This window comes from Pseudomonas sp. FW305-3-2-15-E-TSA4 (assembly GCF_058787295.1).
Genome location: NZ_JBYSZP010000013.1, coordinates 179,349 through 205,691, shown reverse-complemented (window position 1 = coordinate 205,691; position 26,343 = coordinate 179,349). Strand labels below are relative to the sequence as shown.

Below are 26,343 nucleotides of genomic sequence, written 5' to 3'. Positions count from 1 at the left end.
CGTAATGTATGCGAATGGGCGCCGTTGTGCGTTTAGTGTCCGGCCGTGGCCAGTCAACGCCCCATCCGAGCCTGACAGGTTGATCCTGCTGCAGCGCCCCTCGGACAGGTGGCGGGAAAACGGTAGCAAGTGAAGGTTACCGTTTTAAAACGGGGGCGATTATAGCCGTCTAGACTGATCTTCCAAAGGGTTTCTGTCGGCCAGATGAAGATCGTTAATAGCGACCATAGTAGAAGGCTCATGGAGCCTGACCGCCCGGTCTGCCAAGATGGCGCCATCTTTCGGCAAACGCTCAGGAGTGAACATGAATTTCCACACCCGCAAATGGGTAAAACCCGAAGACCTGAACCCCAACGGCACCCTGTTCGGCGGCAGCCTGCTGCGCTGGATCGACGAAGAAGCGGCGATTTACGCGATCGTCCAGTTGGGCAATCAGCGCGTGGTGACCAAGTACATTTCCGAGATCAATTTCGTCAGCGCCTCGCGCCAGGGCGACATCATCGAATTGGGTATCACCGCCACCGAGTTCGGCCGTACCTCGATCACCCTGACCTGTGAAGTGCGCAACAAGATCACCCGCAAGAGCATCCTCACGGTCGAGAAGATGGTCTTCGTCAACCTCGGCGAAGACGGCCTGCCGGCGCCGCACGGTCGCACCGAGATCAAGTACGTCAAAGACCAGTTCAAGGAAGATGAGCTGGTCAGCAACTAACATCGGCGGCGCGCCCTTCGCGAGCAAGCCCGCTCCCACATGGATTGCGTTGTACCTGTGGGAGCGGGCTTGCTCGCGAATGCGGTTGTTCAGCCAGCGAAGAATCACCTGGCCACTGAACAGCCATGAACCGCCGGGGTCGTAGGTAAACACCACCCCCCACGGTTCCCACGCCATGACCACCCCGACAGACGGCAAGACCCCCAACCTCTCGACCGATGAACAGCACGAAGTCGAGAAAAACCAGCCGCCCCGCGCGGCGGTTCTGCATGAAATCATCCGCACTCAAGGCGATCAGGAACTGGAGCGCAGCATTGCCGCGCTGTGGTGGTCGGCGCTCGCCGCCGGGTTGACCATGGGCCTGTCGCTGATGGGCATGGGCCTGCTCAATTCGCGCCTGCCCGAGGGCGACGAATTCAAGGTCATCGCCAGTTTCGGCTACTGCGCCGGTTTCCTCGCGGTGATTCTCGCCCGCCAGCAGCTGTTCACCGAAAACACCCTGACCGCGGTTCTGCCGGTGATGACCAAACCGACCCTGGCCAATTTCGGTCGGCTGATACGCTTGTGGGGCGTGGTCCTGTTCGGCAATTTGTGCGGGACGATTCTGGTGGCGTACGTGATGCTCGAGCTGCCGATCTTCGACAGCAAGACTGATCACGCCTTCCTTGAAATCGGCCGCAAGGTCATGGAAAACCACGCCAGTCAGATGTTCGCCAAGGGCATCGTTTCCGGCTGGATGATCGCCACCATGGTCTGGATGATCCCGTCCATGGAGAGCGCGAAGATGTGGATCATCATCCTCATCACCTACCTGATGGCGTTGGGCGACTTCACCCACATCGTGGTCGGTTCGGCGGAAGTGTCGTATCTGGTGTTTGCCGGCGAGCTGCCGTGGAGTGATTTCTGGATGGTGTTTGCCGGGCCCACGCTGGCGGGGAATATCATCGGCGGCAGTTTCATCTTCGCCCTGATCAGCCATGCGCAGATCCGCAGCGAAAGCGGGGCGCCCAAGACGGATAAACCAGACTCCGGCAAACCCCGCGAAGATGAATCCGACAGCAAGCCCCGATAGTTTCAGGCCTTGAACGGCGGGCTGACCGGGTCTGTCGTCGGTGCGCTTTCAGGTGCCTTGAGCTGTCCCTCCCACCGCGCTATGACCAGCGGTGCCAGTGCATTGCCCAACACATTGAGCGCGGTGACCGGCATGTCCATCAAGCGGTAGACGCCGGCGATGATTGCTACGCCTTCCACTGGCAAACCGGCGGTGGTCAGGGTCGCTGTGAGGATGATGAACATGAAACCCGGCACTCCCGCCGCGCCCTTTGACGTCAACACCATGATCAGCACCAGCATGGCCTGATCCGCCAGACCCAGATCAATCCCGTACGCCTGGGCGATAAACAGCGTGCCCAGTCCCGCGAACAGCGAGGCGCCATCAAGGTTGAACGAGTACCCCAGTGGAATGACCATGCTGGTGATCGGGCGCGGAGCGCCATACTTCTCCATTTTCTCGATCAGTTGTGGCATCACCGTGGCCGACGCAGCACTGCTGTAAGCCAGTATCAATTCACTGCGTATTTCCCGAATCAGGTGGAAAAAGCGAATGCCGGCCATCCGCGCCACCAGCCCCAGCACGCCCAACGCGAAGAGCAACACCGCGACGTAAGTGATGCCGATCAGCTTCGCCAGCGGCAGTAATGCACTAAGGCCGAAGCTGGCCACGGTGACCCCGATCAGGCCGAAGATGCCGATGGGTGAATAGTGCATGACCAGGTGCGTGACCTTGAACATGGTGTCCGATACCGCCTGAATCACGGCGATCAATGGCGCCTTCTGCGGCTCGGGCAGCATCGACAGGGCACAGCCGAACAGGATCGCGAAAAACAGCACGGAGAGCAGCTTGCCCTGAGACATTGCCAGGACGATGTTGTCCGGCACGATGTTCACCAGGGTTCGGCCCAGGTTCTGTGTGTCCCCCGTATTCGCCAGACCAATGGCCGGTGATTGCAGGGTGCTGCTGAAGTCCGCGCCGGCGCCGGGCTGAAAAACATTGCCGACGATCAGTCCGAAGACGATGGCAATGCTGGTGATGGTAAAGAAATAAACCAGCGTCTTTATCCCGACCCGGCCCAATGCCCTGGTGCTGCCTGCCCCGGCGATGCCGACGACCATGCACGCAAAGACCAACGGTACGACGATCATTTTCATCAGCCTGATGAACAGGTCACCGGCCGGTTGCAGCAGATTGTCGATGAACCAGATCTTGTGTTCGGGAAACTGGTTGAGAAGGATGCCGACGATTATTCCGGCTGCCAGCCCGAGCATGATGCGGGTGACCAGACTGGTGGGTTTCCTGGTAGTCATGATGTGCCCCTTTTGTTGTTGTGTTTGTTGGGGTGAAGCTCAGTGTGCGAAGAGACCGTCGAAGTCCTTGAAACCCTTGACCTCGATCGGATTGCCGCTGGGATCGAGAAAGAACATCGTGCGCTGCTCGCCGGGTTCGCCGGCGAAGCGGATCACCGGAGGGATTTCAAACGTTGTGCCGAGGCGGCTCAAACGATCGGCCAGCTCCAGCCACTCCTCCAGCGGCAGGACGACGCCAATGTGCGGCATCAATACTTTGTGATCGCCAACCTGGCCGGTACGGGTCGTGGTGAAGGGCGTGCCCACATGAAGCGAGAGCTGATTGCCGAAAAAGTCGAAGTCGACCCATGTCTCGGTACTGCGGCCTTCGGTGCAGCCCAACACATCTCGATAAAAAGTCCGCGCCTGTTCCAGGTCGCAAACATGGTATGCAGCGTGAAAAGGTCTGTTCATGCGATGTCCCCAAGTGAAGGAGCGCTCAGGGTAAACAGACCGTGCGGCGGGGCATAACGACTTCGCCTTGTTCTGAGCGAAAGGAAAACTTATGGATGTACGGTTTCTGAAAAGTCTGGTGGCGGTGGTCGAGACCGGTTCGATTGCGGCAGCGGCACGGCGCGAGAGTCGCACTGCGGCGGCTATCAGTCAGCGCGTCCAGGCGCTCGAGAGGTTGCTGGGTTGCACGTTACTGCTGCGTACCGCGCACGCTGCCCGGCCCTCGGACCAGTGCCTGCTGATTCTGCCGAAGATCAGGGCGATCATCGAATTGGCCCAGGATCTACAGAGCGATCTGCATCCCGATGGGGTGGCCGGTGAACTGACAATCGGTGCAATTTCTACAGCGCTGACCGGCGTGTTACCCACCTTGATCGAACGATTGGCGCTTACAGCACCTGATTTGAAGCTGAAGATCACCCCGGGTGACTCGAAAAGTCTTTACGAGAAGGTGCTTGCAGGGGAGTTGGACGCAGCGATTCTGGTCAGGCCTCCATTCCAGCCGCCCAAGGCATTGGCACTGGTCGTACTCAAGGTAGAGCCGCTGATTCTGGTGGCTCCAGCCGCGTACGCCGGGCAGTCGCTGGAAACGCTGTTGCGCGTTCATCCGTTCATTCGTTATGACGCACGCTCGTGGGGTGGGCAGATTGCTCAGCGCTACCTCGATGAACACGCCATCGAGCCCAACGTGCTGTGCGAACTGGATGCGCTGGAAACGATCGTCATGCTGGTCGCGCAGGGGATGGGGGTATCGCTGGTGCCGCAGTGGGCCGGGATGAGGCTGGAAGGGATGTACGTGTTACCGGTCGAGGACGGGCAGCGTCATGCGCGCGAGTTGGTGGTGATGCATGGCTCGACGCCGCATCGCCCATTGGCGATGCGGCATCTGCTTGATTTGCTGTGCGGTCCGTCGTGAGGGGGGGCACGACGGCGCTGCGGTGATACATCAGTGTGCGGGTTCAGCCACGGTCGTCGGCTCGTCACGGGTGGCGTGCTTGACCAGTTTGCCGATGGTCAGGCCCTGCAACAGGATCGACGACAGCACCACGATGTAGGTGATGCTCAGCAGCAGATCGCGCTCCGGGCCCAGCGGCAGGGCAAGCGCCAGTGCCACCGAGACGCCGCCGCGCAAACCGCCCCAGGTCAGGATGCGAATGGTGCCGCGCGGCACTGTGCGCCAGCGCCGCAGCAGGACAATGGCCGGGGCCACGGTGAGCAGGCGCGACAGCAGGATCGCCAGCGCCAGCAAACTGGCCGCCGCCACGTGCGCCCAGTTGAACGGCAGCAGCAACAGCTCCATGCCGATCAGTGCGAACAGCAGGGCGTTGAGCATGTCATCGAGCAACTCCCAGAAGCCGTCGAGGTACTTGCGGGTCATGTCGTTCATCGCCAGGTTGCGCCCCAGGTTGCCGATGATCAGACCGGCGACCACCATCGCAATCGGTGCCGAGACGTGCAGCTCGGTGGCCATCGCCGAACCGCCGATCACCAGCGCCAGGGTCAGCATCACCGTGATCTGATGCTGCTGGACGCTCTTGATCATCCGGTACACCCCATAACCGATCAGTCCGCCAAACAACACGCCGCCAAGGGCTTCGTGCACGAACAGCATGGCCGTGGCGCTGAGGGTCGGCGTCTCACCCAATTGGGCGATGCCCAGCAGCACGGTGAACACCACAACGGCAGTGCCGTCGTTGAACAATGACTCGCCGACGATGGTGGTTTTCAGCGGCTTCGAGGCATTGGCGGTACGCAGTACGCCGAGCACCGCGATCGGGTCGGTCGGCGAAATCAGCGCGCCGAACAGCAGGCAGTAGAGGAAGCTCACGTGCCAGCCGAACAGGGCAAAGATGTAAAAAGCGAGGCTGCCGATCACGACGGTGGCAATCAGCACGCCGAAAGTGGCCAACAGGCCGATGGGCCAGCGATAGCTGCGCAGGTCGTTCAGGTTGACGTGCAGGGCGCCGGCGAACAGCAGGAACGACAGCATCCAGTTCATCAGCAGATCGCCGAAGTCGATCTGGCCGATCAGTTGCTGCACGCGTTCTTCGAGGCCGGGATAGCCGAGCACGCTCAGGCCTTGCAGCAACAGGGAGAACATCAGCGCGGTGACCATCACGCCGATGGTCGGCGGCAGGCCGATGAAGCGGTAATTGACGAAGGTGAGAAGGGTGGTGAGGCAGATAAAAGCGGCGACAAGTTCTAGCATCCGGGCTCCATTGGATGGGGGTGGAAAGACAGCGCCCCGATTCTTCGGTGCAAAGGTTGGATGGGCTGTTTCGGGGTGGGGACACAATCATGCCCCCTCGGTTGGTCAGCCGCAGACATTGGTGTAGGGTCAACAAAAAAATCAAGGAGTGGGACGTGGCGGCGACAGTTCTGGTGTTAATGGCGGCGCTGTTGCATGCGACGTGGAATACCCTGATCAAGTTCAGTGCCGAACGGCTGCTGGTGGTGGCGTGCATGGACACGGTGGCGCTGTTGTTCGTGGCGCTGGCATTTCCATTCATCAGCCTGCCGCCGGTGGAAATCTGGCCGTGGATTCTGGCTTCGGCGGCGTTCGAGCTGCTGTATCGCTATCTGCTGATTCAAGCTTATCGGGTCGGCGACCTAGGACTGGTCTACCCGCTGATGCGCGGGTTGTCGCCGCTGGTGGTGCTGGCGCTGACCCTGATCTTCGCCGGCGAAGTGCTCACTGCGCAGCAGATCTTCGGGATCATGCTGATTCCGCTGGGTATGGCCTGCCTGCTCTGGCAGGGCGGTGGTGGCAAACATCTCCCTTGGTCGATGCTACCGGTGGTGGCGCTGATCGGCTTGTGCATCGGTTGCTACACCTACATCGATGGTCAGGCCTTGCGGCGCTGGTCGCATCCACTGGATTACCTGGTCTGGGTCACGCTGTTCAGCGCCTGGCCGTTTCCGTTGCTGGCGTGGGTGGCGAAACGCCCGGCATTTCTGGTGTTCTGGCGCGAGCAGTGGAAGCTTGGGCTGGCGGTCGGGTTCTGCGTGTTGTTCAGCTACGCTCTGGTGCTGTGGGCGATGCAGTTGGGCTCGATTGCCGAGGCGGCGGCGTTGCGTGAGATCAGCGTGATCCTGGTGGTGCTGTTCGGCATGCGCTACCTGAAAGAACCTTTCGGCAGGCCGCGGCTCTTAGCCTGTGGGCTGGTATTGATCGGCATGCTGGTGATGAAGTTCTGACCGCCCGCCATTTCCAACACTCGAAAAAAGGACGGCGTTATGACGGTGGCTCTGTGGTGTGTATTGATCGCGATTTTCCTGCCGTATGTGTGCACGATTGTGGCCAAGGTCTCGGGCGGTTTCAGGCTCAGTGACAATCATGATCCTCGGGATTTTCTCGATAGCGTGGGCGGCGTCGCCCGACGGGCGCATGCGGCGCAGTTGAACAGCTTCGAGGTGATGCCGGCATTTGCTGCCGCAGTGATTGTTGCGCATCTGGTGGGCACGGCGCAGCTGGTGACAGTGAATGTGCTGGCGGTGCTGTTTATCACCAGTCGCCTGCTGTACATCATCTGCTACCTGGCGGATTGGGCGATCTTGCGGTCGCTGGTGTGGTTTGTCGGGATGGGGCTGATTGCTGCGTTCTTCTTTGTGTCGGTCTGAATCTCGGGTGTTGCTGCCGGCCTCTTCGCGAGCAAGCCAGCTCCCACAGGTATCAATGGCGAGCACAAATCCTGTGTACACCAAAGAACCCTGTGGGAGCGGGCTTGCCCGCGAAGGCGGTAGCTCTGGCGCCGAGGCGCTTAAGGCTTGTCCTTAACCGTATCGGCCACCTGCGGTACTTGCGGCAACGCCGCACCTTTAGGCCAGAGCATCCAGATCTGCCCCTGCTGCTTCATGTCGCCGGCCAGTTGCCCGGCAGCATCGCCGGTGCCCCAGAACAGATCCGCACGCACCTCACCGGCAATCGCGCCACCGGTGTCCTGCGCCGCGACCGGGCGAACCAAAGCGCTGCCGTCCGGACGGGTGGTCGACAGCCACAGCAGGCTGCCCAACGGAATCACCTTGCGATCCACCGCTGCGCTGTAGCCGGCGGTCAGCGGCACATTGAGCGAGCCGCGTGGGCCTTCGTTGCTGTCCGGGTTGCGGGTGAAGAACACGTAGCTCGGGTTGCTGCCCAGTAGTTCCGGGATGCGCGACGGATTGGCCTTGGCCCAGTTGCTGATCGCGCTCATGGTCACGTCTTCTTTCTTCAGCTCGCCTTGCTCGACCAGCCAGCGACCAATCGGTCGATACGGGTGGCCGTTCTGGTCGGCGTAGGCGATGCGCAGTTGTTTGCCATCCGGCGTCTGAATCCGCCCGGAACCCTGGATCTGCAAAAACTGCAGGTTCATTGGATCGGTCAGGTACGCCACTACCGGCGCTTTGACGCCTTTGGACTCGATGGTCGCCGCGTCGTCATACGGCTTGAGCACTCGACCTTCGAGACGGCCACGCAGGCGCTTGCCCTTCAGTTCCGGGTAAATGCTGTCCAGCGAGACGATGATCATGTCTTCCGGCACGCCGTACACCGGCACGTTCGCCACCTCGGTGGGCGTCAGGCTGCCGGGGTAGACCGGTTCGTAGTAACCGGTGATCAGACCGTTGGGGTTGTCATGCTCGGCGCGCAGTCCGAACACGTCGAGGTTCTGCTTGAGGAACGCGCGAATCTCGTTGGCGCTTTGCGGCACGTTGGCGGCTGCCGCGCAGGTGCCGCCCCAGACCGGATCAGCCTTGAGTCGGGTGCAGGCGCTGCGCCATGAACCGAAACCGGCGACCAGATCGCTGTCGGACACCGCCGGCAAGGCTTCCCAAGTGGCGCTGGAATAAGTGGCCAAGGCATGGGTTTTCGGTTTGGCAGTGTCGCCACCGGTGCAGCCGGCAAGGATTGCCAGCAGTGGCAGGGTTGCGATCAGTGGGTGACGCCAGGCCTTGAAACGGCTGTTCATGGAGTGATTCCTGTGCCGGTTGCCCAAGTGCTCCATGCGCTCCGGCAACCCGTATTTTTAATAGGGCTATTGGTGTTTGTCGGCGACGCGAGGATACTGGCCGCCGAATTCCGTGACCTGAAGCCACCATGACTCTTAAAAGAATTTCTGTTGTATTGCTGGCCTGTCTGACCTTGTCCGCCTGTGGCGGCGTCGATCCGAATTCTCCGCTGGGGCAACGCAAGGCGATCTTCAAACAAATGCTCAAGACCGGCGAAGACCTGGGTGGCATGTTGCGCGGACGCATTCCTTTCGACGGGCCGAAATTCGCCGAAGGCGCGGTGAAGCTCGATGCGTTGTCGCATGAACCGTGGAAGCATTTCCCGCAGGTTCGTGAAGAAGATCACACCAGCGCCAAGGATGATGTCTGGCTGCGTCAGGCCCGCTTTCAGGAATTGGTCCGTAACCTTGAGGCGGCCACCGGTGAACTGGTGATCGCCAGCAAGGTTCAGCCGTACAAGGCCAGTAACCTCGGGCCTGCGGTGCAGAAAGTTGAAGATGCCTGCAGCGCTTGCCATAAAGAGTTTCGCGATCATTGATTTCTGTTGTTTGAGCTGACGCCTTCGCGAGCAAGCCCGCTCCCACACTGGATCTGTGTCGTTCACAAATCAAATGTGGGAGCGGGCTTGCTCGCGAAGAGGGCATCAAATTCCCCGCATTAACGGTTACTTGTCGATCTGGTCCAGCGCATCCTGCAGTTCCTTGCGCGACTCGGCGAGCTTGTCCTTGCGCTTGTTGATCTTCTCCGGATCGCCTTTCTTCATCGCCTTGTCGAGATCCGCCTGACGCTTGCTCACTTCGTGCTTGGCTTCCAGCACCTTGTTTTCGCGTTCTTTCTTCAGGCCAGCATCGGTGCAGTTCTTCGTCACTTCATCCAGAGCGGTTTGCAGACCGGCCTGCTGATCGGTGTTGCCCCGGGATTTCGCCTGCTCGAGCTGATTGATGATGCCCTGCTTCTTCGCGGCGCAACCGGTCAGGCCCGGTGCATCTTCGTCAGCCATCACAGGCGCGGCCAGAACGCCACAGAGAGTCAGCAAGGCGAGCGGTGCAAGAAATTTCATAAAAGCTCCATGTGCAAAGGCAGTCGGGTCGGGGGCACTGCGCTGTTTGAGCGTCTGATGGCCCTTGGGTTCCCGGCTGCCGGGGATTGCGTGATCAGAAACCGTCGATTCCGGCGGCGCGTAATGTGTCACTCAAGGCCAGCACCTGCGGGTCGCGGAAGAATGCGCTCAATTGCGCCGCGCGGCCCGGGCCGATTCCGGCTTCTGCCTGCCATTGTTCGGTGTCGCGTTGTGCCAGCGCCTGCCACGAGTCGGCCAGTTGTGCCTGCCCCGTCGGCGGTAAACCCAATGCTTTGAGCCACTGGGTGAACGGCCGTTGGCGGGCGCTGTGAAAACTGTTGATCAGACGTGTGCTGCTGCGTTCGCCGAAGCCGGCAATGTTAGCAAGCTCTGGCTCGTCGAGGGTCAACCAATCCAGCAGGTTGTTCAGGCGGCCTGTTTCCAGAAGTTTCTCCCAGGTGCCGCGCCCGACATTCTGCAGCGCCAGCCCCTGCTTGCCACTGAGCCAGGTCAGGCGCGCGAGAAACTGGCTTTCGCAACCGGGTGTCGGTTGCCAGCAGCTCAAGGCGTGGAAGTCGCGCGTGTCGGGAATGTCGAGGGCGGCCCGTTCGGTGGTGCGCAACACCACACTGTCGAGTCGTGGAATCGTCAACCCGGCCAGGCTGATTGCCACTTGATCGCCGGGGCGGATATCCAGCGCCTGCCAGCGCTTGAGTGAACCGGCACTGACGCGTCTGATCTCGCGGTCATCGAGCATCACCGGCGACAACTCCAATACTGGCGTGATGCGTCCGCTGCGGCCGACTTTGAAATTCACTTTGCGCACTTCGGCCAGCGCTCGGGCAAACGGGTATTTCCAGGCGATAGCCCAGTAGGGCGCGCTCGCCTGCCAGCGCTCAGCCGGTGGGCGCTGGCTCTGGCGCAAGACAATGCCGTCGGTGGCGAAGGGCAGGGGCGATCGATACCAGTGCTCGCGCCATTTTTGCGCGTCGGCAAGGTTGGCGATGACCTGACTGAATGGTGCTGTCGTGGCGAAGCCCAGCGTCGCTAGCGTCGATATTCTTTCAGGCAGATTCGCCGGGCCCTGCGGCCAGTCCCAGACGAACAGACCGATCCCGGACGCCTGTTCTGCGCTCAAGGTTTTACGGCTCATCAGCCCGGCAACGGTGGCGCGGGCGTTGACGCTGCCGGCGCTGGCTTGCACATGCTGATTCAGGCGCCAATAGAGCTCGCCCTGCACCAGCAGGTCCAGCGGTTGGGTCAGTTGTTGCGGAATGGCAGCGATCTTTTGCGCCGACGCTGTCCAGTCCTGACCGCTGATCCCGTCGCCGCGACTGATCGCCTGCTGCAACAGGCCGCGACGGTAAATCAGCGTGACCGCTACACCATCGACCTTGGGTTGTACCCAGACATCCTGCCGATCCTTTAACCATGCTTGAACGGCGGCGGCTTGGTGAAGCTTGTCCAGACCGGTGTGGGCGATTGGATGCGCGACGGAGCCAGACGCGCTGCGCAACGGTTCGGGCGCTGCGGGCTGCTGGAAGCACTGGCGCCATTCGATGAGCCGCACGCGCGATTGATCGTAGAGTTCGTCGGCAATCAGCGAGCGGCCTTCGCGGTGGTAGGCGTCGTCCCATTGGTCGATCTGCTGTTGCAGAGCCGAAATTTCAACTTGCGCTTTGCCGAATGGCCAGTCGGGGCAGGCTGCATGGGCGATCAGAGGGGTGAAACTCAGCAAAAGAACTGAAAACAGGCGCAGCGTGGCAAGCATTTTGAGCGTCCTTGCTCAGGGGGAATGCTTTAAGGCTAGGCGAGGATTCAGAGAGGCACCGGGTGGGTGTTTTGCATCGTGTTTCCGTGCCCATACAGGGGGCGCATGGGCCGGCCTCTTCGCGGGCAAGCCCGCTCCCACAGGGCTCTTTATTGATATTGGAAGGGTATTTCAGGCATGAAAAAGCCCCGCACGGCGTGAACCGTGCGGGGCTTTTTTTGCAGCCGGGGAGGGCTTACAGACCAGCAGCGGAACGCAGAGCGTCGGCGCGGTCGGTTTTTTCCCAGGTGAAGGTGGAGAAGGTGTCTTCGCCAACCGTCTTGGTCTGCGGAGCACGACCGAAGTGGCCGTAGGCTGCAGTTTCCTGGTACATCGGGTGCAGCAGATCCAGCATGGTGGTGATTGCGTATGGACGCAGGTCGAACACTTCACGCACCAGTTTGATGATCTTGTCATCGCTGATCTTGCCGGTACCGAAGGTGTTCAGCGAGATCGAAGTCGGCTGAGCGACACCGATGGCGTAGGACACCTGAATCTCGCAACGCTCAGCCAGGCCGGCAGCGACGATGTTCTTGGCAACATAACGGCCAGCGTAGGCAGCCGAACGGTCAACCTTCGATGGATCTTTACCGGAGAACGCGCCACCGCCGTGACGGGCCATGCCGCCGTAGCTGTCGACGATGATCTTGCGACCGGTCAGACCGCAGTCACCTACCGGGCCGCCAATGATGAACTGGCCGGTCGGGTTGATGTGGAACTGGGTGTCTTTGCTCAGCAGTTCTGCAGGCAGCACGTGCTTGACGATCAGCTCCATCACGCCTTCGCGCAGGTCTTTGTACGACACTTCAGGGTTGTGCTGGGTCGACAGAACAACGGCGTCGATACCAACAACCTTGCCGCCTTCGTAACGGCAAGTCACTTGCGATTTGGCGTCCGGACGCAGCCACGGCAGCAGACCCGATTTGCGGGCTTCGGCCTGGCGCTGTACCAACTGGTGCGAGAAGGTGATCGGTGCTGGCATCAGCACGTCGGTTTCGTTGCTGGCGTAGCCGAACATCAGGCCCTGGTCGCCGGCGCCCTGATCTTCAGGCTTGGCACGGTCAACACCCTGGTTGATGTCAGGGGACTGCTTGCCGATGATGTTCATCACGCCGCAGGTCGCGCCGTCGAAGCCGACTTCGGAGCTGGTGTAGCCGATGTCGCAGATCACGTCACGAACGATCTGCTCCAGGTCGACCCAGGCGCTGGTGGTCACTTCACCGGCAACGATAGCCACGCCGGTCTTGACCAGGGTTTCCACGGCAACGCGTGCGTGTTTGTCCTGGGCGATAATGGCGTCCAGCACCGCATCGGAAATCTGGTCGGCGATTTTGTCCGGATGTCCTTCAGACACGGACTCGGAGGTGAAGAGGGAGTATTCGCTCATCTCGATGTTTTCCTGAATTTACCGATGGTGAGTGTCGCCAGCCGGTCGCTGAAAGTGGCGAACCTGGATCTGGAAACCATTACGTAAGCCTACATAGAGGCTGTCCCCGGGAACGAGTCCCGCAGCGGTGGCCCAACGGGCCAAATCGTCCTGTTCAAACCCCAACCACAGATCACCGCAGGCCTCCCTGGCCCAACTCTGGTTGTGGCTACATAACTCTGTCACGAGCAGGCTACCGCCCGGTTGCAGCAGGCCGGCCATGTGCTTGAGCGCTTCGGCCGGCGCGGCGAAATGGTGCAACACCATGTTCAGTACCACGCAATCGGCCTGAAGGCTGGTGCCATTCAATGCATCGGCCAATTGCAGGCTGACGTTAGCCAGCCGTTCACGTTCACATACCTGACGCGCCAGTTCGAGCATCGCCGGGCTGTTGTCCAGCGCGGTTACGGTGCCGAAGCGGCGGGCCAGTTCCGGCAGGAAAGCACCATCGCCGGGGCCGACTTCAATGGCCGTGGCAGCACCATTGAAGTTCAGTTTGTCGAGCAGGGCCAGCACACTGTCACGGTACTGCGGCAGGCCTGCGATCAAGTCTTGCTGGGCGCGGAATTTCTCCGCAACCCGGGTGAAAAAGTCCTGACTGGCGGCTTCGCGTTGTCCGTGGACCTGGGCGATGCGTGCCTGCACGTCGTCCGGCAGCGCCAGATTGTCGACTTCTTCTAACAATGCGGCGTGCAACTTGCCGCCCAGCAATTCGGTGTGGGGCAGGGCGCGGCGATAGAAAATCGCGTTGCCTTCGCGGCGTGTCGCCACCAGGTCGGCCTGGGCCAGCACCTTGAGGTGGTGGCTCATGCCGGACTGACCGATGCCGAAAATCTGCGCCAGCTCCAGTACGCCGAACGAGTCGTTGGCCAGCGCGCGCAATACATTCAGGCGCAGCGGATCGCCACCGGCCTTGCACAGGGCCGCCAGCTCGTCGCAATCGTCATGGCGAATGGAAGGCACGCGTAAGTTCATAGGGCCAGCAGTCTAGTGACGGTGGGAAATCGCCGCAAGGGCAATATCAAAAAGTTTTGATATTGCTCGATAGATGGCACTTCTCACTGGCTGGTTAACTCTACAAACGAACAGCGGAAAGGTTTCACCAGACGAAACCGCCGTCCAGCACGGGAAAAACGCCCTCGGATGACTATCTGTCATTGCCCCGAGGCGCTCCGGTGAGGGAAAATGCCCTCCTTTTTTCCGTTTCAATCTATTCACACCCAGGAGATCAGCGATGCCTAGCCGTCGTGAGCGTGCCAACGCCATTCGTGCCCTCAGCATGGATGCCGTGCAAAAAGCCAACAGCGGCCATCCCGGTGCCCCTATGGGTATGGCAGATATCGCCGAAGTACTTTGGCGCGACTACCTCAAGCACAACCCGAGCAACCCGTCGTTCGCCGACCGTGACCGCTTCGTGCTGTCCAACGGCCACGGCTCGATGTTGATCTACTCGCTGCTGCACCTGACCGGTTACGACCTGTCGATCGACGACCTCAAGCAGTTCCGTCAACTGCACAGCCGCACCCCGGGTCACCCGGAATTCGGTTACACCCCGGGCGTCGAGACCACCACCGGCCCGCTGGGTCAGGGTCTGGCCAACGCCGTCGGCTTCGCCCTGGCGGAAAAAGTCCTGGGTGCGCAGTTCAACCGTCCTGGCCACAACATCGTTGATCACCACACCTACGTGTTCCTCGGTGATGGCTGCATGATGGAAGGCATTTCCCACGAAGTCGCTTCCCTGGCCGGTACGCTGGGCCTGGGCAAGCTGATCGCCTTCTACGATGACAACGGCATCTCCATCGACGGTGAAGTCGAAGGCTGGTTCACCGATGACACCCCGAAGCGTTTCGAATCCTACAACTGGCAGGTGATCCGTAACGTCGACGGTCACGATCCGGAAGAGATCAAGACCGCCATCGAAACCGCGCGCAAGAGCCCGCTGCCGACCCTGATCTGCTGCAAGACCACCATCGGTTTCGGTTCGCCGAACAAGCAGGGCAAGGAAGACTGCCACGGCGCCCCACTGGGTGACGCGGAAATCGCTCTGACCCGTCAGGCGCTGAACTGGAACTACGGCCCGTTCGAAATCCCTGCAGACATTTATGCCGAGTGGGATGCCAAGGAAAAAGGTCGCGCTGCCGAAGCCGAGTGGGATCAGCGTTTCGCTGCCTACTCCGCGGCGTTCCCGACCGAAGCCAACGAGCTGATCCGTCGTCTGAGCGGCGAACTGCCGGCTGACTTCGCGGAAAAAGCCTCGGCCTACATTGCTGAAGTGGCGGCCAAAGGCGAAACCATCGCCAGCCGTAAGGCCAGCCAGAACACCCTGAACGCGTTCGGCCCGCTGCTGCCGGAACTGCTCGGCGGTTCGGCTGACCTGGCCGGTTCCAACCTGACCCTGTGGAAAGGTTGCAAAGGCGTCAGCGCTGAAGACGCCAGCGGCAACTACATGTACTACGGCGTGCGCGAATTCGGCATGACCGCGATCATGAACGGCGTGTCCCTGCACGGTGGCCTGGTGCCTTACGGCGCGACCTTCCTGATGTTCATGGAATATGCGCGCAACGCGGTGCGCATGTCGGCGCTGATGAAGAAGCGTGTGATCCACGTCTACACCCACGACTCCATCGGTCTGGGCGAAGACGGCCCGACGCACCAGCCGATCGAGCAACTGACCAGCCTGCGGACCACGCCGAACCTCGACACCTGGCGTCCAGCCGATGCCGTTGAATCGGCAGTGGCCTGGAAAAACGCGCTGGAGCGTAAGGACGGCCCTTCGGCGCTGATCTTCTCGCGTCAGAACCTGCAGCACCAGGAACGCGATGCCGGTCAGATCGCCGACATCAGCCGCGGTGGTTACGTGTTGAAGGACTGCGCAGGCGAGCCTGAGCTGATCCTGATCGCCACCGGTTCGGAAGTCGGTCTGGCCGTTCAGGCCTACGACAAGCTGACCGAGCAAGGCCGCAAGGTGCGCGTGGTTTCCATGCCTTGCACCAGCGTGTTCGATGCGCAGGACGCCGGCTACAAGCAATCGGTTCTGCCGCTGCAGGTCAGCGCACGTATTGCGATCGAAGCGGCTCACGCCGACTTCTGGTTCAAGTACGTGGGTCTGGAAGGTCGCGTGATCGGCATGACCACTTACGGCGAATCGGCTCCGGCTTCGGCACTGTTCGAAGAGTTCGGCTTCACCCTGGAAAACATCCTGGGTCAGGCTGAAGAGCTGCTGGAAGACTGATCTGGAAAAGATGTCGTCTGAGCTGACGCCTTCGCGAGCAGGCTCGCTCCCACATTGGAATGTATTTCCCTGTGGGAGCGAGCCTGCTCGCGAAGGCGTTGGTTCAGGCAACATCGCACTACCCGATTCACCACGGTAATCGAGAACCCCATGCCTCAACCGCGTCCCTACAAAGTTGCACTCAACGGCTACGGCCGGATTGGTCGTTGCGTCTTGCGTGCGTTGTTCGAGCGTGGCGAGAAGGCCGGGTTTGAAATTGTCGCGATCAACGATCTGGCGGACATGGCCAGCATCGAATACCTGACACGCTTCGACTCCACCCACGGCCGCTTTCCCGGCGAAGTGCGAGTAGACGGCGATTGTCTGCATATTAATGGCGACTGCGTGAAGGTCCTGCGCAGTGCCACCCCCGAAGGCATTGACTGGGCGGCGCTGGGCGTCGACCTGGTGCTGGAGTGCTCCGGCGCTTACCACACCCGTGAAGACGGCCAGCGTTTCCTCGACGCCGGCGCGCCACGCGTGCTGTTCTCGCAACCGATGGCCAGCGAGGCGGATGTCGACGCCACCATCGTCTTCGGCGTCAATCAGGATTGCCTGACCGGCGATGAACTGCTGGTGTCCAACGCCTCCTGCACCACCAACTGCGGCGTGCCGCTGTTGCGTCTGCTGGACAAGGCGATTGGCCTGGATTACGTGTCGATCACCACGATTCACTCGGCGATGAACGATCAGCCGGTGATCGACGCCTATCACCACGAAGACCTGCGCCGCACCCGTTCGGCGTTTCAGTCGGTGATCCCGGTGTCCACTGGTCTGGCACGTGGCATCGAGCGCCTGCTGCCGGAACTTGCCGGGCGAATTCAGGCCAAAGCCGTACGCGTGCCGACGGTCAACGTGTCCTGCCTCGACATCACGATGCAGACCGCCACCGCGACCGATGCCAACGAGGTCAACCGGATCCTGCGCGAAGCCGCCACCAGCGGCCCACTCAAAGGCCTGTTGGCCTACACCGAGTTGCCGCACGCCAGCTGTGATTTCAACCATGACCCACATTCGGCCATCGTCGATGCCAGTCAGACCCGTGTTTCCGGCCCCAAACTGGTGAACATCCTGGCCTGGTTCGACAACGAATGGGGTTTTGCCAACCGAATGCTGGACGTTGCAGACCACTATCTGCAAACAGCGATTTCAAAAAAACCTGCTCTCTAAGAACAGCTACTCAGGAAGTGCGACCCATGACCGTGTTGAAGATGTCCGACCTCGATCTGCAAGGTAAGCGCGTATTGATTCGCGAAGACCTCAACGTCCCAGTCAAGGACGGTGTTGTCACCAGCGATGCGCGTATCCTGGCTTCGCTGCCGACCATCAAGCTGGCCCTGGAAAAAGGTGCGGCGGTGATGGTGTGCTCACACCTGGGCCGTCCGACCGAAGGCGAGTTCTCCGCCGAGAACAGCCTCAAGCCAGTCGCTGACTACCTGAGCAAGGCCCTGGGCCGCGACGTGCCGCTGGTGGCCGATTACCTGGGCGGCGTTGACGTCAAGGCCGGCGACATCGTGCTGTTCGAAAACGTGCGCTTCAACAAGGGCGAGAAAAAGAACGCTGACGAGCTGGCCCAGCAATACGCCGCCCTGTGCGACGTGTTCGTGATGGACGCCTTCGGCACCGCGCACCGCGCAGAGGGTTCGACCCACGGCGTGGCCAAGTTCGCCAAAGTCGCCGCTGCCGGCCCGTTGCTGGCCGCTGAGCTGGACGCACTGGGCAAGGCGCTGGGCGCACCGGCCAAGCCAATGGCTGCGATCGTTGCCGGCTCCAAGGTGTCGACCAAACTCGACGTACTCAACAGCCTGAGCCAGATCTGCGATCAACTGATCGTCGGTGGCGGCATCGCCAACACTTTCCTGGCTGCCGCCGGTCACCCGGTCGGCAAGTCGCTGTACGAGCCGGACCTGCTGGACACCGCGCGCGCCATCGCCGCCAAGGTCAGCGTACCGCTGCCGGTGGACGTGGTGGTTGCCAAGGAGTTCGCTGAAAGCGCCGAGGCCACCGTTAAACTGATCGCTGACGTTGCCGCTGACGACATGATCCTGGATATCGGCCCGCAAACCGCAGCCAACTTCGCCGAACTGCTGAAATCGTCGAAAACCATTCTGTGGAACGGCCCGGTCGGCGTGTTCGAATTCGACCAGTTCGGCAACGGCACCAAGGTGCTGGCCCAGGCCATCGCTGACAGCGCCGCGTTCTCCATTGCCGGCGGTGGCGACACCCTGGCGGCCATCGATAAATATGGCGTGGCCGAGCAAATCTCCTACATTTCCACCGGTGGCGGCGCATTCCTCGAATTCGTCGAAGGCAAGGTGCTGCCGGCCGTTGAAGTCCTGGAAAGCCGGGCCAAGGCCTGAGGCCGCCCGTTGGCCAGGCAAAGGAGTGTTCAGATGGTCAAGTCGTTAGCGCTGTTGTTGCTGACCGGTACGCTGGCGGCCTGCGGGAGTAACCCGAAGGCCGAGGCGACACCTGCGCCGGATGCGGCACAGAAAGGCTGCTATCAGGCCGACTGGCAGGCCGAAACCAACCCGGTGCTGAACAAGCGCTCGGGACCGGACGGTCTGGACAAATACGAGACGCAAACCCCGGCCAAGGAACATGGTTGTCCTTGACCGGTCTGACTCTTTAACTCAGGGCTGGCGGCGTTGGCTGTCAGTCGAGGAACACGGATGAAAGGCTTGATCGCCATTGCGGCGTTGGCATTGTTGGGCGGTTGCGCGCAGTTGAACCTGTTTCAGTCGTCCGCGCCTGCGGACAACTGGACCACCTGGACCTGCGACAGCCAGGCCAAAGTGCTGTGGCGCTACGCCAATGCCGGCCAGAAGGAAGTCGATGTTCGGCTGGGCGGCGGTGATCAGGTCTATCGCCTGAAAGAAGAGCCGGGCGCCTCGGGCGTGCTGTACAGCGACGGCATGCTGGCGTTTCACGTCAAGGGTGACGAAGGCCTGGTGTATTGGGTCGCCACCAATGACCTGATTGGCCGCGGCTGCAAGGCCGAGTAAGACGATTGAATTGATTCACATAGATCCAAAATGTGGGAGCGGGCTTGCTCGCGAAGGCGGTGGATCAGCTTGCATCAATGTTGAATGTAAATCCGCATTCGCGAGCAAGTCGAATTGTCGCACCGCCGCTCCCACAGGGTTCTCTGTTGTTCACAAGATTTTGGTAACACCGAATCACCAGACCGGGCTTCGACCCCCGATCTGCAATCACTTGAATAGCCGCCGCCGCTCCGGCAGGCTGGCACGATTAACGACCCTCAACCGGGAGAGACACACACAATGGCACTTATCAGCATGCGCCAGATGCTGGACCACGCAGCCGAGTTCGGCTACGGCGTTCCAGCCTTCAACGTCAACAACCTTGAGCAGATGCGCGCCATCATGGAAGCCGCTGACAAGACTGACTCCCCGGTGATCGTCCAGGCTTCGGCCGGCGCTCGCAAATACGCCGGCGCGCCGTTCCTGCGTCACCTGATCCTGGCCGCGATCGAAGAATTCCCGCACATCCCGGTGTGCATGCACCAGGACCACGGCACCAGCCCTGACGTCTGCCAGCGCTCGATCCAACTGGGCTTCAGCTCGGTAATGATGGACGGCTCCTTGGGCGAAGACGGCAAGACCCCGACCGACTACGAATACAACGTCCGCGTTACCCAACAAACTGTTGCCATGGCTCACGCCTGCGGCGTTTCGGTTGAAGGCGAGCTGGGCTGCCTGGGTTCGCTGGAAACCGGCATGGCCGGCGAAGAAGACGGCATCGGCGCTGAGGGCGTTCTGGATCACAGCCAGATGCTGACCGACCCGGAAGAAGCCGCTGACTTCGTCAAGAAGACCCAGGTCGATGCCTTGGCCATCGCCATCGGTACCAGCCACGGCGCCTACAAGTTCACCAAGCCACCTACCGGCGACGTGTTGGCGATCGACCGCATCAAGGAAATCCACAAGCGCATCCCGAACACCCACTTGGTGATGCACGGTTCCTCGTCCGTGCCACAAGAGTGGCTGGCGATCATTAACCAGTACGGCGGCGACATCAAAGAAACCTACGGCGTACCGGTTGAAGAAATCGTCGAAGGCATCAAGTACGGCGTGCGCAAGGTCAACATCGACACCGACCTGCGCCTGGCATCCACCGGCGCAATGCGTCGCCTGATGGCAACCAATCCGAGCGAATTCGACCCACGTAAATTCTTCGGCGCGACCGTAACGGCGATGCGCGATGTGTGTATCGCTCGTTATGAAGCGTTCGGTACTGCCGGTAATGCTTCGAAGATCAAGCCGATCTCGTTGGAAGCGATGTTCCAGCGTTATCTGAAGGGTGAGTTGAACGCCAAGGTGAACTAAGCCTGAACGTTAAGCTGCGCTGATAAAAAACCCGCCGAGAGGCGGGTTTTTTGTGGGTGGTAATTTTTTCGCGTAGCGACACTGTTCATGAGGAGTGCCTGATAAGTTGATCTAACTGAGTTCTGCTTATTTCCAATAGATCTCAATGACTGTCAGATCTGACAGTAGGCAATCTCAAGCGATACTCACAAGATAAGACTCCACCTCGTAATGGAGTACACAGCAATGACTACAAAGGACGTTAAACCCAAAGGCCCGGCCCCGGCTACCCAGCCAGTTGAGCCAAAAACGGAAGACCTCAAAAACTCCAAGGGGCCAGCTCCTTTCACACGCCCTAAGCAACCAGAGTAAGCCCCCTGGCTTTAAAATCCACAGACATGTGACTTCTTTTTTACTTCGTGATGGATTGAGGCAATAGCTGTCCATATAAGAAACCCGCCGAGAGGCGGGTTTTTTATGGGTGAGTGATTGGTAAGTCGCACGTCCGGGTTGTCCAGTGATTTCTTTGTTAAAGGCAGATTTGTTATTTCAAAGGGATATAGGTACCTGTCAGATATTACAGGTGTGCGGAAATATGAAGCCGCCTACTATCGGGTTTCACTTGTCCCTCGGAAAGATAGAAATGAAAAGCGAAAAAGAAATAAAAGGTGACGCTGGCGTTGACGACTCCTTATTTGGTTCTATGAAAATCACCTACAAGCATCAAGAATATGGTGAGCATTCGATGGAGTTTATAGATTATGGTTTTTTATATAAGGGGGAAAAGTCTTTTCAACTTCTTCCAAAGTACCGAGAGTTTGAAGGTCACAAGTATTATTTGTCATTGTCCTTTAAGGCAGGCCTTGAAGTTGACGAGAATTATGAGCTGGGTGGAAAAGATACACCCGTTAGCGCGCATTTGGAGATTGATGATATAAATGGTGATCGGCAGGCTAGCGGCAAGTTTAATTTGTCAAGAAGTGGAGATTACCCAAAAGGCACCTTTGATATCTATGAAGAAGGCGTCTTCTCAGCAGCAGGTGAATTTGAGTACATGAAGTGGTCTTAGTCGATACTGGTTAAAGCTGTGCCGGCGGTCTGCTGGTTTATTAAGCTTTGCATTGTCCGATAGTTGAGGGCTATAAGTTCTATTTATCGTGATAAATATCCAGCTTGGTAAACGCAGGAAGCGGGGGCGGATCTGTTTGAGTCGCCAGCACTCGTATAGTTGATGTCGGTAGTATGGAAAGTTAGGGCTTTGCTTGTTTTTTGTAGTTCAAGGCCAGCTACCAAATGCGAACGGATATAAGCGCCTGTCAGATATTACAGGTGTACTGTCGCTGGTAGGTGGTTATTCTTCTGTTTTACTTACTTTTCGGATGAAAAATATGAGCACTAATAAAAGCATCAAAATAGAAATTCCTGAATTCATGGAAGTTACATTCAAGCATGAAGGTTATGATGAGCAAAAATTTGAGGGCGGAGGCCACCTAACCCATAGGGATGGGTTTTTTTATATTAATACGAAGCAAAGGGAGCTAGGTGGACATAGTTATTATATGAACCTTAAATTCAGAGATAATCTTGCGGTTGACGTGTACACGCTGGACGGAAAAGATGAGCCCGTGAGAGCGCATTTAGAATTTGATGGCATTGAAAATGATAAGTATGCAAGCGGTATGTTGAGATTGACACAGGTAAGCCCGTATCCTGTAGGCGAGTTCGACCTCGTTGAAGGAAAGTTGTCAGCTAAGGGGACGTTTACGTTCAGGCGTTAGTTTTTGATACTGGCCTTAAGTAATACGGCAGACTCTTGGAGTCTGCCAGTTTATTGATCTTTACATTGTCCGATGGTTGAGCGATGTTAGTACTATTTATCGTGATCAATATCCAGCTTGGTAAACGTCACCTGCCCACCTTCACTGGTATACCCGGTGTTGTCCTGCACATACACCCCGGCCTTGAAGTACAGCGGCTTGTTGCGCCACGTCGCGCTGACTTGTGAATCCCACTGATAACCCGCTGCGCTCACGCCCAGTGCACCGCCGGGGCTGAGGTGGATCAGGTAGTTGAATTCGCGGTCGAGTTTGATCCCGGTGGCGAGGGTGATAACGCGGCTTTCGTCGTCATCGGGGTGCATGCGTACTTTGATGACGAGGTTGCCGGTTTCGGTCTTGGTCTTGTACTGGTATTCGAGCTTGACCATCGGCTTCTGGCTTTCATACGCGTGGATCTGGCCGATGACGATCTTGCCCGAGCTGGGCACCTTGTTCACCGCGAGGGTTGCGCGCAGGGTGTTGTCGGCGTCCGGGTAATACCAGTTGCGCAGGGTGCCGTTGCTGAAGGTTTCGCGCAGTTCGGTGCGCGGGTAGATGGCGTTTTCGGTTTTTGACCCGGTCACCGGTGACCAGAAAAACAGGGTGCCGGTGTCGGAATGGAAGTACTGATCCTTGAAGCCATTCACCAGTTTGGAGGTTTCGACGGTGTACGGCGGACTGCCGACGGGAACGCTGAGGTTCCAGGTTGCGAGATCGATCATGTCGGTTTTCCACTCAATTCATCCTGAACGCGAGTGCCAGAAGCTCTAGCCCGCGCCTTTTCGGGCGGCAGTTATAAGCGTAGAGGAGTTTTTTGTTAACGCCCGTTTGGCAGATGATTGGCGTCAACATCCTGTCGAAATGCCATCTGTGCCGGTTTTCGGGGGCTGCAGGGGTGACCGTTAGTCGGTAAGTCGCCGCTTTGGCTAAATGATGGCGGCGTGACAGCTTCTGCTTTCACAGATCCGCGACTAGAGTGATGGCTCAGTAACTGTACGGTTTTCCCAAGAACCGGCCGATAGTCCGACAAGAGATGTCCCGACAAGAGAAGCAGCATGGAATGCGCGCAACCCCAGCCAGGTGAAGGCAGCTCTGTCCTTTTGATCGTTGATGATTACCCTGAAAACCTGATCAGCATGCGCGCGTTGCTGCAGCGTCAGGATTGGCACGTCATGACCGCCGCCTCCGGCTTCGAGGCACTCAATCTGCTGCTCGAACACGACGTCGACCTGGTGCTGCTGGATGTGCAGATGCCGGGCATGGACGGCTTTGAAGTCGCGCGATTGATGCGCGGCAGCCAGCGCACACGCCTCACGCCGATCATTTTCCTTACCGCCAACGAACAGTCCCAGGACGCCGTGATCAAGGGCTACGCCAGTGGCGCGGTGGATTACCTGTTCAAACCGTTCGATCCGCAGATCCTCAAGCCCAAAGTCCAGGCATTGCTCGAACACCAGCGCAACCGCCGCGCCTTGCAGCGCCTGAGTCATGATCTGGAGGTCGCGCGGGCCTTCAATGCCTCGGTGCTGGATAACGCGGCGGAAGGAATATTGGTGCTCGGCGAGGACGGTTTGATCCGCTTCGCCAACCCGGCGATTTCGCGGCTGCTGAATGCACCGGTGAAGGAGCTGGAGGGCAAGGAATTTCTCGATTATCTGCAGAAACCGCACATCCCGTTGTGGGCTGATTCCGAGCTGTTGGCCGGCTATAAACGCGGTGAGACCTTGCGTCTGCACGATGCGTTGTTACGCACGGCGCCGGGGCAGCAGGTGCCGGTGGCGTTGTCATGCGCGCCGTTGCCGCCCGAGCAGCGGGCGATGGTGGTGACGGTGCTGGACATGTCAGTGGTGCGTCACCTGCATCAGCAGCTGGAATTTCAAGCGGTCACCGATCCGTTGACCGGTCTGCTCAATCGCCGGGGCTTTTATCAGACGGTGGAAAACCTGCTGCTGCGCGGTGAACGCAGCGACAGCAGTTGGGTGCTGCTGTATCTGGATCTAGATGGCTTTAAACGGGTCAACGATTCCCTTGGCCACGATGCCGGCGACCGGGTGCTGCGCTGGGTCTCCGAGCAGTTGAAGGCGTGCTTAAGGCCGTTCGATATTCTCGCGCGCATGGGCGGTGACGAGTTCACGGCGTTGCTCGATCTGGAGTTCCCCGAGCAGGCGGCGAAGATTGCCGAGAAGCTCATCGAGCGGGTGTCGATCTGTCAGCAGATCGAGGGATTGGACATTGCCCTCGGCGCGAGTATCGGCATCGCCACTTACCCGGACTGCGGCTCGAACCTCGACGGCCTGCTGCGCGCCTCCGACATTGCCATGTACGAAGCCAAGCGCGCCGGGCGTCAGCAGTATCGTTTTTACGATCACGAAATGAACGGCCGCGCCCGCTCTCGGCTGATGCTTGAAGAGAGCGTGCGCAACGCCATCGAGAACCGTGATTTCAATCTGGTGTATCAGCCGCAAGTGGCGATCGACAGCGGGCAGATCCGCGGTTTCGAGGCGCTGCTGCGCTGGCAGCATCCGAGCGTCGGCGATGTGCCGCCGGGGTTGTTCCTGCCATTACTGGAAGAGGCGCGGCTGATCAGCCGGCTGGGCAGCTGGATCTATCATCGCGGCGCCGGCCAGCGCAAAGCTTGGGAAACCCTGTTCGCCGAGGATCTGGTACTTGGCGTGAGTTTGAGCAATACCCAGTTCGGGCTGCCGAACCTGGTCACCGAGTTGCGCCAGGTGCTGGAGCGGCATTCGTTGCAGCCACGGCAACTGGAGGTGGAAATCACCGAAGACGCGCTGATGCACAACCCCGACGAGACCCGCAAACAGCTGCGCCTGCTACGCAATCTCGGGGTGCGGGTGGCGCTGGATGATTTCGGTTCAGGGCCGTGCTCGCTGGCGCATCTGCGTGATTTGGAGCTGGACACGCTCAAGCTTGATCGACACCTGATTGCGCGGCTGCCGGATTCGACGCGCGACGCGGCGCTGGTCAGCAACGTGATCAATCTGTGTAAACAGTACGGCTTGCTGGTGATCGCCGAAGGTGTGGAAACCATCGAACAGTATCAATGGCTGCAAGCGCATGGCTGCGAATACGTGCAGGGTTTCCTGGTGGCGCGTCCGCTGACCTCCGAAGACGCCGCCAGCTTCGCCGAGCCCTTCGACTGGAGCGCGCTGCCGGTTTGAATTCGTTACACTGGCGCTCTTTTCGAACCGTATTGCCGTGCCCATGACTGCGTTGAAATACCTCCAGGCCTATCCCGCGCAATTGCAGGATCAGGTGCGCCAACTGATCGCCGAACAGCGTCTGGGTGAGTACCTGAGTCAACGCTATCCGGGGCGTCACGATGTGCAGAGCGACAAGGCGCTGTACAGCTACGCGCTGGACCTGAAGCAGGAATATCTGCGCAACGCACCGGCCATCGACAAAGTGCTGTTCGACAACCGCCTCGACCTGACGCACCGCGCGCTGGGCCTGCACACCACGGTCTCAAGGGTGCAGGGCGGCAAGCTCAAGGCCAAGAAAGAGATTCGCATCGCCTCGTTGTTCAAGGAGGCGGCCCCCGAGTTCCTGAAGATGATCGTCGTGCACGAACTGGCGCACTTCAAGGAATCGGATCACAACAAGGCCTTCTACAAATTGTGCGAACACATGCTGCCGGGGTATCACCAGGTCGAGTTCGATCTGCGGGTATACCTGACGTGGCGGGATCTGCAATAGCCGCAACAAGGAGCGGGTAGATGGACGTCAGCAAGACCAAAAGCAGCTTTTACCGGCGCCTGTACGTGGCCTACCTGATCGACAGCGGCCTGGCCCCAAGCGTCCCGGCGCTGACCGAAGTGACCGGCATGCCCCGGCGCACGGCGCAGGACACGATCGCCGCGCTGGCGGATCTGGACATCGTCTGTGAATTCGAGCAGGAAGAGGGCGCGCGCAACCATGCCGGGCGCTATCGGATTCGCGAGTGGGGAGCGATCGATCGCGGGTGGATCGAGCGTAATCTGCGGCAGATTAAGGCTGTGCTGGAGTATCCCTGAGTCTTGCGTTGTTTGAGCTGACACAATCGCTGGCAAGCCAGCTCCC

26 protein-coding genes and 1 riboswitch are annotated in these 26,343 nt (G+C 59.4%); of the genes, 17 read left to right on the top strand and 9 right to left on the bottom strand.

The features are described 5' to 3' along the window. Nucleotides 1–9: 9 nt before the first annotated feature. Nucleotides 10–108, bottom strand: a riboswitch (S-adenosyl-L-homocysteine riboswitch). Between the two features lie 196 nt (nucleotides 109–304). Both AC3WMV_RS19180 and AC3WMV_RS19175 read left to right on the top strand, forming a co-directional pair. After that, entirely contained in the window at nucleotides 305–712 is a 408-nt protein-coding gene (locus tag AC3WMV_RS19180; protein ID WP_095137509.1) for an acyl-CoA thioesterase, read from the top strand. A gap of 175 nt (nucleotides 713–887) precedes the next feature. Next, nucleotides 888–1,784: a formate/nitrite transporter family protein gene (locus AC3WMV_RS19175; protein ID WP_103369193.1), complete on the top strand. Its 897-nt coding sequence runs from the start codon at nucleotides 888–890 to the stop codon at nucleotides 1,782–1,784. 2 nt (nucleotides 1,785–1,786) lie between these two features. On the opposite strand, the gene AC3WMV_RS19170 is transcribed toward AC3WMV_RS19175, so the two are convergent. Beyond that, nucleotides 1,787–3,076, bottom strand: coding sequence for a cation:dicarboxylate symporter family transporter (locus tag AC3WMV_RS19170; RefSeq protein WP_256584962.1), 1,290 nt, complete (start codon nucleotides 3,074–3,076; stop codon nucleotides 1,787–1,789). Nucleotides 3,077–3,115: 39 nt separating this feature from the next. After that, nucleotides 3,116–3,529, bottom strand: a complete 414-nt coding sequence (locus tag AC3WMV_RS19165) for a VOC family protein (RefSeq protein ID WP_027610613.1) — start codon at nucleotides 3,527–3,529, stop codon at nucleotides 3,116–3,118. A 91-nt stretch (nucleotides 3,530–3,620) separates the two neighbouring features. Here AC3WMV_RS19165 and AC3WMV_RS19160 point away from each other — a divergent pair, with 91 nt between their 5' ends. Next, a complete protein-coding gene (locus tag AC3WMV_RS19160; RefSeq protein ID WP_103369191.1) occupies nucleotides 3,621–4,484 on the top strand; it encodes a LysR family transcriptional regulator in 864 nt (287 codons plus the stop codon). Between the two features lie 30 nt (nucleotides 4,485–4,514). On the opposite strand, the gene AC3WMV_RS19155 is transcribed toward AC3WMV_RS19160, so the two are convergent. Beyond that, complete coding sequence (locus AC3WMV_RS19155) at nucleotides 4,515–5,777, bottom strand: cation:proton antiporter (RefSeq protein WP_103369190.1); 1,263 nt, start codon at nucleotides 5,775–5,777, stop codon at nucleotides 4,515–4,517. 155 nt (nucleotides 5,778–5,932) lie between these two features. On the opposite strand from AC3WMV_RS19155, the gene AC3WMV_RS19150 reads away from it, so the two are divergent. Then, complete coding sequence (locus AC3WMV_RS19150) at nucleotides 5,933–6,766, top strand: EamA family transporter (protein WP_103369189.1); 834 nt, start codon at nucleotides 5,933–5,935, stop codon at nucleotides 6,764–6,766. A 39-nt stretch (nucleotides 6,767–6,805) separates the two neighbouring features. Continuing rightward, the gene (locus AC3WMV_RS19145) at nucleotides 6,806–7,189 is read left to right on the top strand and encodes an MAPEG family protein (protein WP_027610617.1); all 384 of its coding nucleotides are present in this window, start codon (nucleotides 6,806–6,808) and stop codon (nucleotides 7,187–7,189) included. A 140-nt stretch (nucleotides 7,190–7,329) separates the two neighbouring features. Here the strand turns inward: AC3WMV_RS19145 and mltA are convergent, their stop codons facing one another. Continuing rightward, on the bottom strand, nucleotides 7,330–8,514 hold the full coding sequence (gene mltA / locus AC3WMV_RS19140) for a murein transglycosylase A (protein WP_027610618.1): 1,185 nt from the start codon (nucleotides 8,512–8,514) through the stop codon (nucleotides 7,330–7,332). A 128-nt stretch (nucleotides 8,515–8,642) separates the two neighbouring features. Between mltA and AC3WMV_RS19135 the strand changes: the two genes are divergently transcribed. Next, on the top strand, nucleotides 8,643–9,092 hold the full coding sequence (locus AC3WMV_RS19135; protein WP_103369188.1) for a c-type cytochrome: 450 nt from the start codon (nucleotides 8,643–8,645) through the stop codon (nucleotides 9,090–9,092). A 126-nt stretch (nucleotides 9,093–9,218) separates the two neighbouring features. Here AC3WMV_RS19135 and AC3WMV_RS19130 read toward each other — a convergent pair whose 3' ends face one another. The 4 genes from AC3WMV_RS19130 to AC3WMV_RS19115 all read right to left on the bottom strand — a co-directional run bounded on the left by AC3WMV_RS19130 (nucleotide 9,219) and on the right by AC3WMV_RS19115 (nucleotide 13,825). Then, entirely contained in the window at nucleotides 9,219–9,614 is a 396-nt protein-coding gene (locus AC3WMV_RS19130) for a DUF1090 domain-containing protein (RefSeq protein ID WP_007961884.1), read from the bottom strand. A 94-nt stretch (nucleotides 9,615–9,708) separates the two neighbouring features. After that, nucleotides 9,709–11,385 carry an NAD-dependent DNA ligase LigB gene (gene ligB, locus AC3WMV_RS19125; RefSeq protein WP_103369187.1) on the bottom strand — a complete coding sequence of 559 codons (1,677 nt, stop codon included), beginning with the start codon at nucleotides 11,383–11,385 and terminating at the stop codon, nucleotides 9,709–9,711. A gap of 235 nt (nucleotides 11,386–11,620) precedes the next feature. Next, entirely contained in the window at nucleotides 11,621–12,811 is a 1,191-nt protein-coding gene (metK, locus tag AC3WMV_RS19120) for a methionine adenosyltransferase (protein WP_027610621.1), read from the bottom strand. A gap of 18 nt (nucleotides 12,812–12,829) precedes the next feature. Then, the gene (locus tag AC3WMV_RS19115; RefSeq protein WP_027610622.1) at nucleotides 12,830–13,825 is read right to left on the bottom strand and encodes an ArsR/SmtB family transcription factor; all 996 of its coding nucleotides are present in this window, start codon (nucleotides 13,823–13,825) and stop codon (nucleotides 12,830–12,832) included. Nucleotides 13,826–14,084: 259 nt separating this feature from the next. On the opposite strand from AC3WMV_RS19115, the gene tkt reads away from it, so the two are divergent. From tkt to AC3WMV_RS19075, 8 genes are all read left to right on the top strand, one after another. Continuing rightward, entirely contained in the window at nucleotides 14,085–16,082 is a 1,998-nt protein-coding gene (gene tkt, locus AC3WMV_RS19110) for a transketolase (protein WP_103369186.1), read from the top strand. A gap of 150 nt (nucleotides 16,083–16,232) precedes the next feature. Continuing rightward, nucleotides 16,233–17,291, top strand: a complete 1,059-nt coding sequence (gene epd, locus AC3WMV_RS19105) for an erythrose-4-phosphate dehydrogenase (RefSeq protein WP_103369185.1) — start codon at nucleotides 16,233–16,235, stop codon at nucleotides 17,289–17,291. A gap of 26 nt (nucleotides 17,292–17,317) precedes the next feature. Beyond that, complete coding sequence (locus AC3WMV_RS19100) at nucleotides 17,318–18,481, top strand: phosphoglycerate kinase (protein ID WP_027610625.1); 1,164 nt, start codon at nucleotides 17,318–17,320, stop codon at nucleotides 18,479–18,481. 33 nt (nucleotides 18,482–18,514) lie between these two features. Then, complete coding sequence (locus AC3WMV_RS19095; protein WP_007961876.1) at nucleotides 18,515–18,736, top strand: hypothetical protein; 222 nt, start codon at nucleotides 18,515–18,517, stop codon at nucleotides 18,734–18,736. Between the two features lie 57 nt (nucleotides 18,737–18,793). Then, complete coding sequence (locus tag AC3WMV_RS19090; protein ID WP_103369184.1) at nucleotides 18,794–19,126, top strand: MliC family protein; 333 nt, start codon at nucleotides 18,794–18,796, stop codon at nucleotides 19,124–19,126. A gap of 279 nt (nucleotides 19,127–19,405) precedes the next feature. Continuing rightward, nucleotides 19,406–20,470 carry a class II fructose-bisphosphate aldolase gene (fba, locus tag AC3WMV_RS19085; protein ID WP_003229012.1) on the top strand — a complete coding sequence of 355 codons (1,065 nt, stop codon included), beginning with the start codon at nucleotides 19,406–19,408 and terminating at the stop codon, nucleotides 20,468–20,470. 574 nt (nucleotides 20,471–21,044) lie between these two features. Continuing rightward, nucleotides 21,045–21,518, top strand: coding sequence for a hypothetical protein (locus AC3WMV_RS19080; RefSeq protein ID WP_103369183.1), 474 nt, complete (start codon nucleotides 21,045–21,047; stop codon nucleotides 21,516–21,518). Between the two features lie 319 nt (nucleotides 21,519–21,837). Continuing rightward, entirely contained in the window at nucleotides 21,838–22,227 is a 390-nt protein-coding gene (locus tag AC3WMV_RS19075) for a hypothetical protein (RefSeq protein WP_103369182.1), read from the top strand. Between the two features lie 92 nt (nucleotides 22,228–22,319). Here the strand turns inward: AC3WMV_RS19075 and AC3WMV_RS19070 are convergent, their stop codons facing one another. After that, nucleotides 22,320–22,988: a polysaccharide lyase family 7 protein gene (locus AC3WMV_RS19070; RefSeq protein ID WP_097089026.1), complete on the bottom strand. Its 669-nt coding sequence runs from the start codon at nucleotides 22,986–22,988 to the stop codon at nucleotides 22,320–22,322. Between the two features lie 333 nt (nucleotides 22,989–23,321). Here AC3WMV_RS19070 and AC3WMV_RS19065 point away from each other — a divergent pair, with 333 nt between their 5' ends. From AC3WMV_RS19065 to AC3WMV_RS19055, 3 genes are read left to right on the top strand one after another with little or no spacing between them, the layout of a single operon-like run. After that, nucleotides 23,322–25,445: a putative bifunctional diguanylate cyclase/phosphodiesterase gene (locus AC3WMV_RS19065; RefSeq protein ID WP_103369181.1), complete on the top strand. Its 2,124-nt coding sequence runs from the start codon at nucleotides 23,322–23,324 to the stop codon at nucleotides 25,443–25,445. 43 nt (nucleotides 25,446–25,488) lie between these two features. Then, nucleotides 25,489–25,980, top strand: a complete 492-nt coding sequence (locus tag AC3WMV_RS19060; RefSeq protein WP_103369180.1) for a M48 metallopeptidase family protein — start codon at nucleotides 25,489–25,491, stop codon at nucleotides 25,978–25,980. Nucleotides 25,981–26,000: 20 nt separating this feature from the next. Next, complete coding sequence (locus AC3WMV_RS19055; protein WP_003229005.1) at nucleotides 26,001–26,297, top strand: winged helix-turn-helix domain-containing protein; 297 nt, start codon at nucleotides 26,001–26,003, stop codon at nucleotides 26,295–26,297. Nucleotides 26,298–26,343 lie beyond the last annotated feature (46 nt).

Coding starts and splice junctions, on each gene's coding strand:
- AC3WMV_RS19180 (WP_095137509.1), top strand. CDS start 305: ATGAATTTCCACACCCGCAAATGGGTAAAACCCGAAGACCTGAACCCC.
- AC3WMV_RS19175 (WP_103369193.1), top strand. CDS start 888: ATGACCACCCCGACAGACGGCAAGACCCCCAACCTCTCGACCGATGAA.
- AC3WMV_RS19170 (WP_256584962.1), bottom strand. CDS start 3,076: ATGACTACCAGGAAACCCACCAGTCTGGTCACCCGCATCATGCTCGGG.
- AC3WMV_RS19165 (WP_027610613.1), bottom strand. CDS start 3,529: ATGAACAGACCTTTTCACGCTGCATACCATGTTTGCGACCTGGAACAG.
- AC3WMV_RS19160 (WP_103369191.1), top strand. CDS start 3,621: ATGGATGTACGGTTTCTGAAAAGTCTGGTGGCGGTGGTCGAGACCGGT.
- AC3WMV_RS19155 (WP_103369190.1), bottom strand. CDS start 5,777: ATGCTAGAACTTGTCGCCGCTTTTATCTGCCTCACCACCCTTCTCACC.
- AC3WMV_RS19145 (WP_027610617.1), top strand. CDS start 6,806: ATGACGGTGGCTCTGTGGTGTGTATTGATCGCGATTTTCCTGCCGTAT.
- mltA (WP_027610618.1), bottom strand. CDS start 8,514: ATGAACAGCCGTTTCAAGGCCTGGCGTCACCCACTGATCGCAACCCTG.
- AC3WMV_RS19135 (WP_103369188.1), top strand. CDS start 8,643: ATGACTCTTAAAAGAATTTCTGTTGTATTGCTGGCCTGTCTGACCTTG.
- AC3WMV_RS19130 (WP_007961884.1), bottom strand. CDS start 9,614: ATGAAATTTCTTGCACCGCTCGCCTTGCTGACTCTCTGTGGCGTTCTG.
- ligB (WP_103369187.1), bottom strand. CDS start 11,385: ATGCTTGCCACGCTGCGCCTGTTTTCAGTTCTTTTGCTGAGTTTCACC.
- metK (WP_027610621.1), bottom strand. CDS start 12,811: ATGAGCGAATACTCCCTCTTCACCTCCGAGTCCGTGTCTGAAGGACAT.
- AC3WMV_RS19115 (WP_027610622.1), bottom strand. CDS start 13,825: ATGAACTTACGCGTGCCTTCCATTCGCCATGACGATTGCGACGAGCTG.
- tkt (WP_103369186.1), top strand. CDS start 14,085: ATGCCTAGCCGTCGTGAGCGTGCCAACGCCATTCGTGCCCTCAGCATG.
- epd (WP_103369185.1), top strand. CDS start 16,233: ATGCCTCAACCGCGTCCCTACAAAGTTGCACTCAACGGCTACGGCCGG.
- AC3WMV_RS19100 (WP_027610625.1), top strand. CDS start 17,318: ATGACCGTGTTGAAGATGTCCGACCTCGATCTGCAAGGTAAGCGCGTA.
- AC3WMV_RS19095 (WP_007961876.1), top strand. CDS start 18,515: ATGGTCAAGTCGTTAGCGCTGTTGTTGCTGACCGGTACGCTGGCGGCC.
- AC3WMV_RS19090 (WP_103369184.1), top strand. CDS start 18,794: ATGAAAGGCTTGATCGCCATTGCGGCGTTGGCATTGTTGGGCGGTTGC.
- fba (WP_003229012.1), top strand. CDS start 19,406: ATGGCACTTATCAGCATGCGCCAGATGCTGGACCACGCAGCCGAGTTC.
- AC3WMV_RS19080 (WP_103369183.1), top strand. CDS start 21,045: ATGAAGCCGCCTACTATCGGGTTTCACTTGTCCCTCGGAAAGATAGAA.
- AC3WMV_RS19075 (WP_103369182.1), top strand. CDS start 21,838: ATGAGCACTAATAAAAGCATCAAAATAGAAATTCCTGAATTCATGGAA.
- AC3WMV_RS19070 (WP_097089026.1), bottom strand. CDS start 22,988: ATGATCGATCTCGCAACCTGGAACCTCAGCGTTCCCGTCGGCAGTCCG.
- AC3WMV_RS19065 (WP_103369181.1), top strand. CDS start 23,322: ATGGAATGCGCGCAACCCCAGCCAGGTGAAGGCAGCTCTGTCCTTTTG.
- AC3WMV_RS19060 (WP_103369180.1), top strand. CDS start 25,489: ATGACTGCGTTGAAATACCTCCAGGCCTATCCCGCGCAATTGCAGGAT.
- AC3WMV_RS19055 (WP_003229005.1), top strand. CDS start 26,001: ATGGACGTCAGCAAGACCAAAAGCAGCTTTTACCGGCGCCTGTACGTG.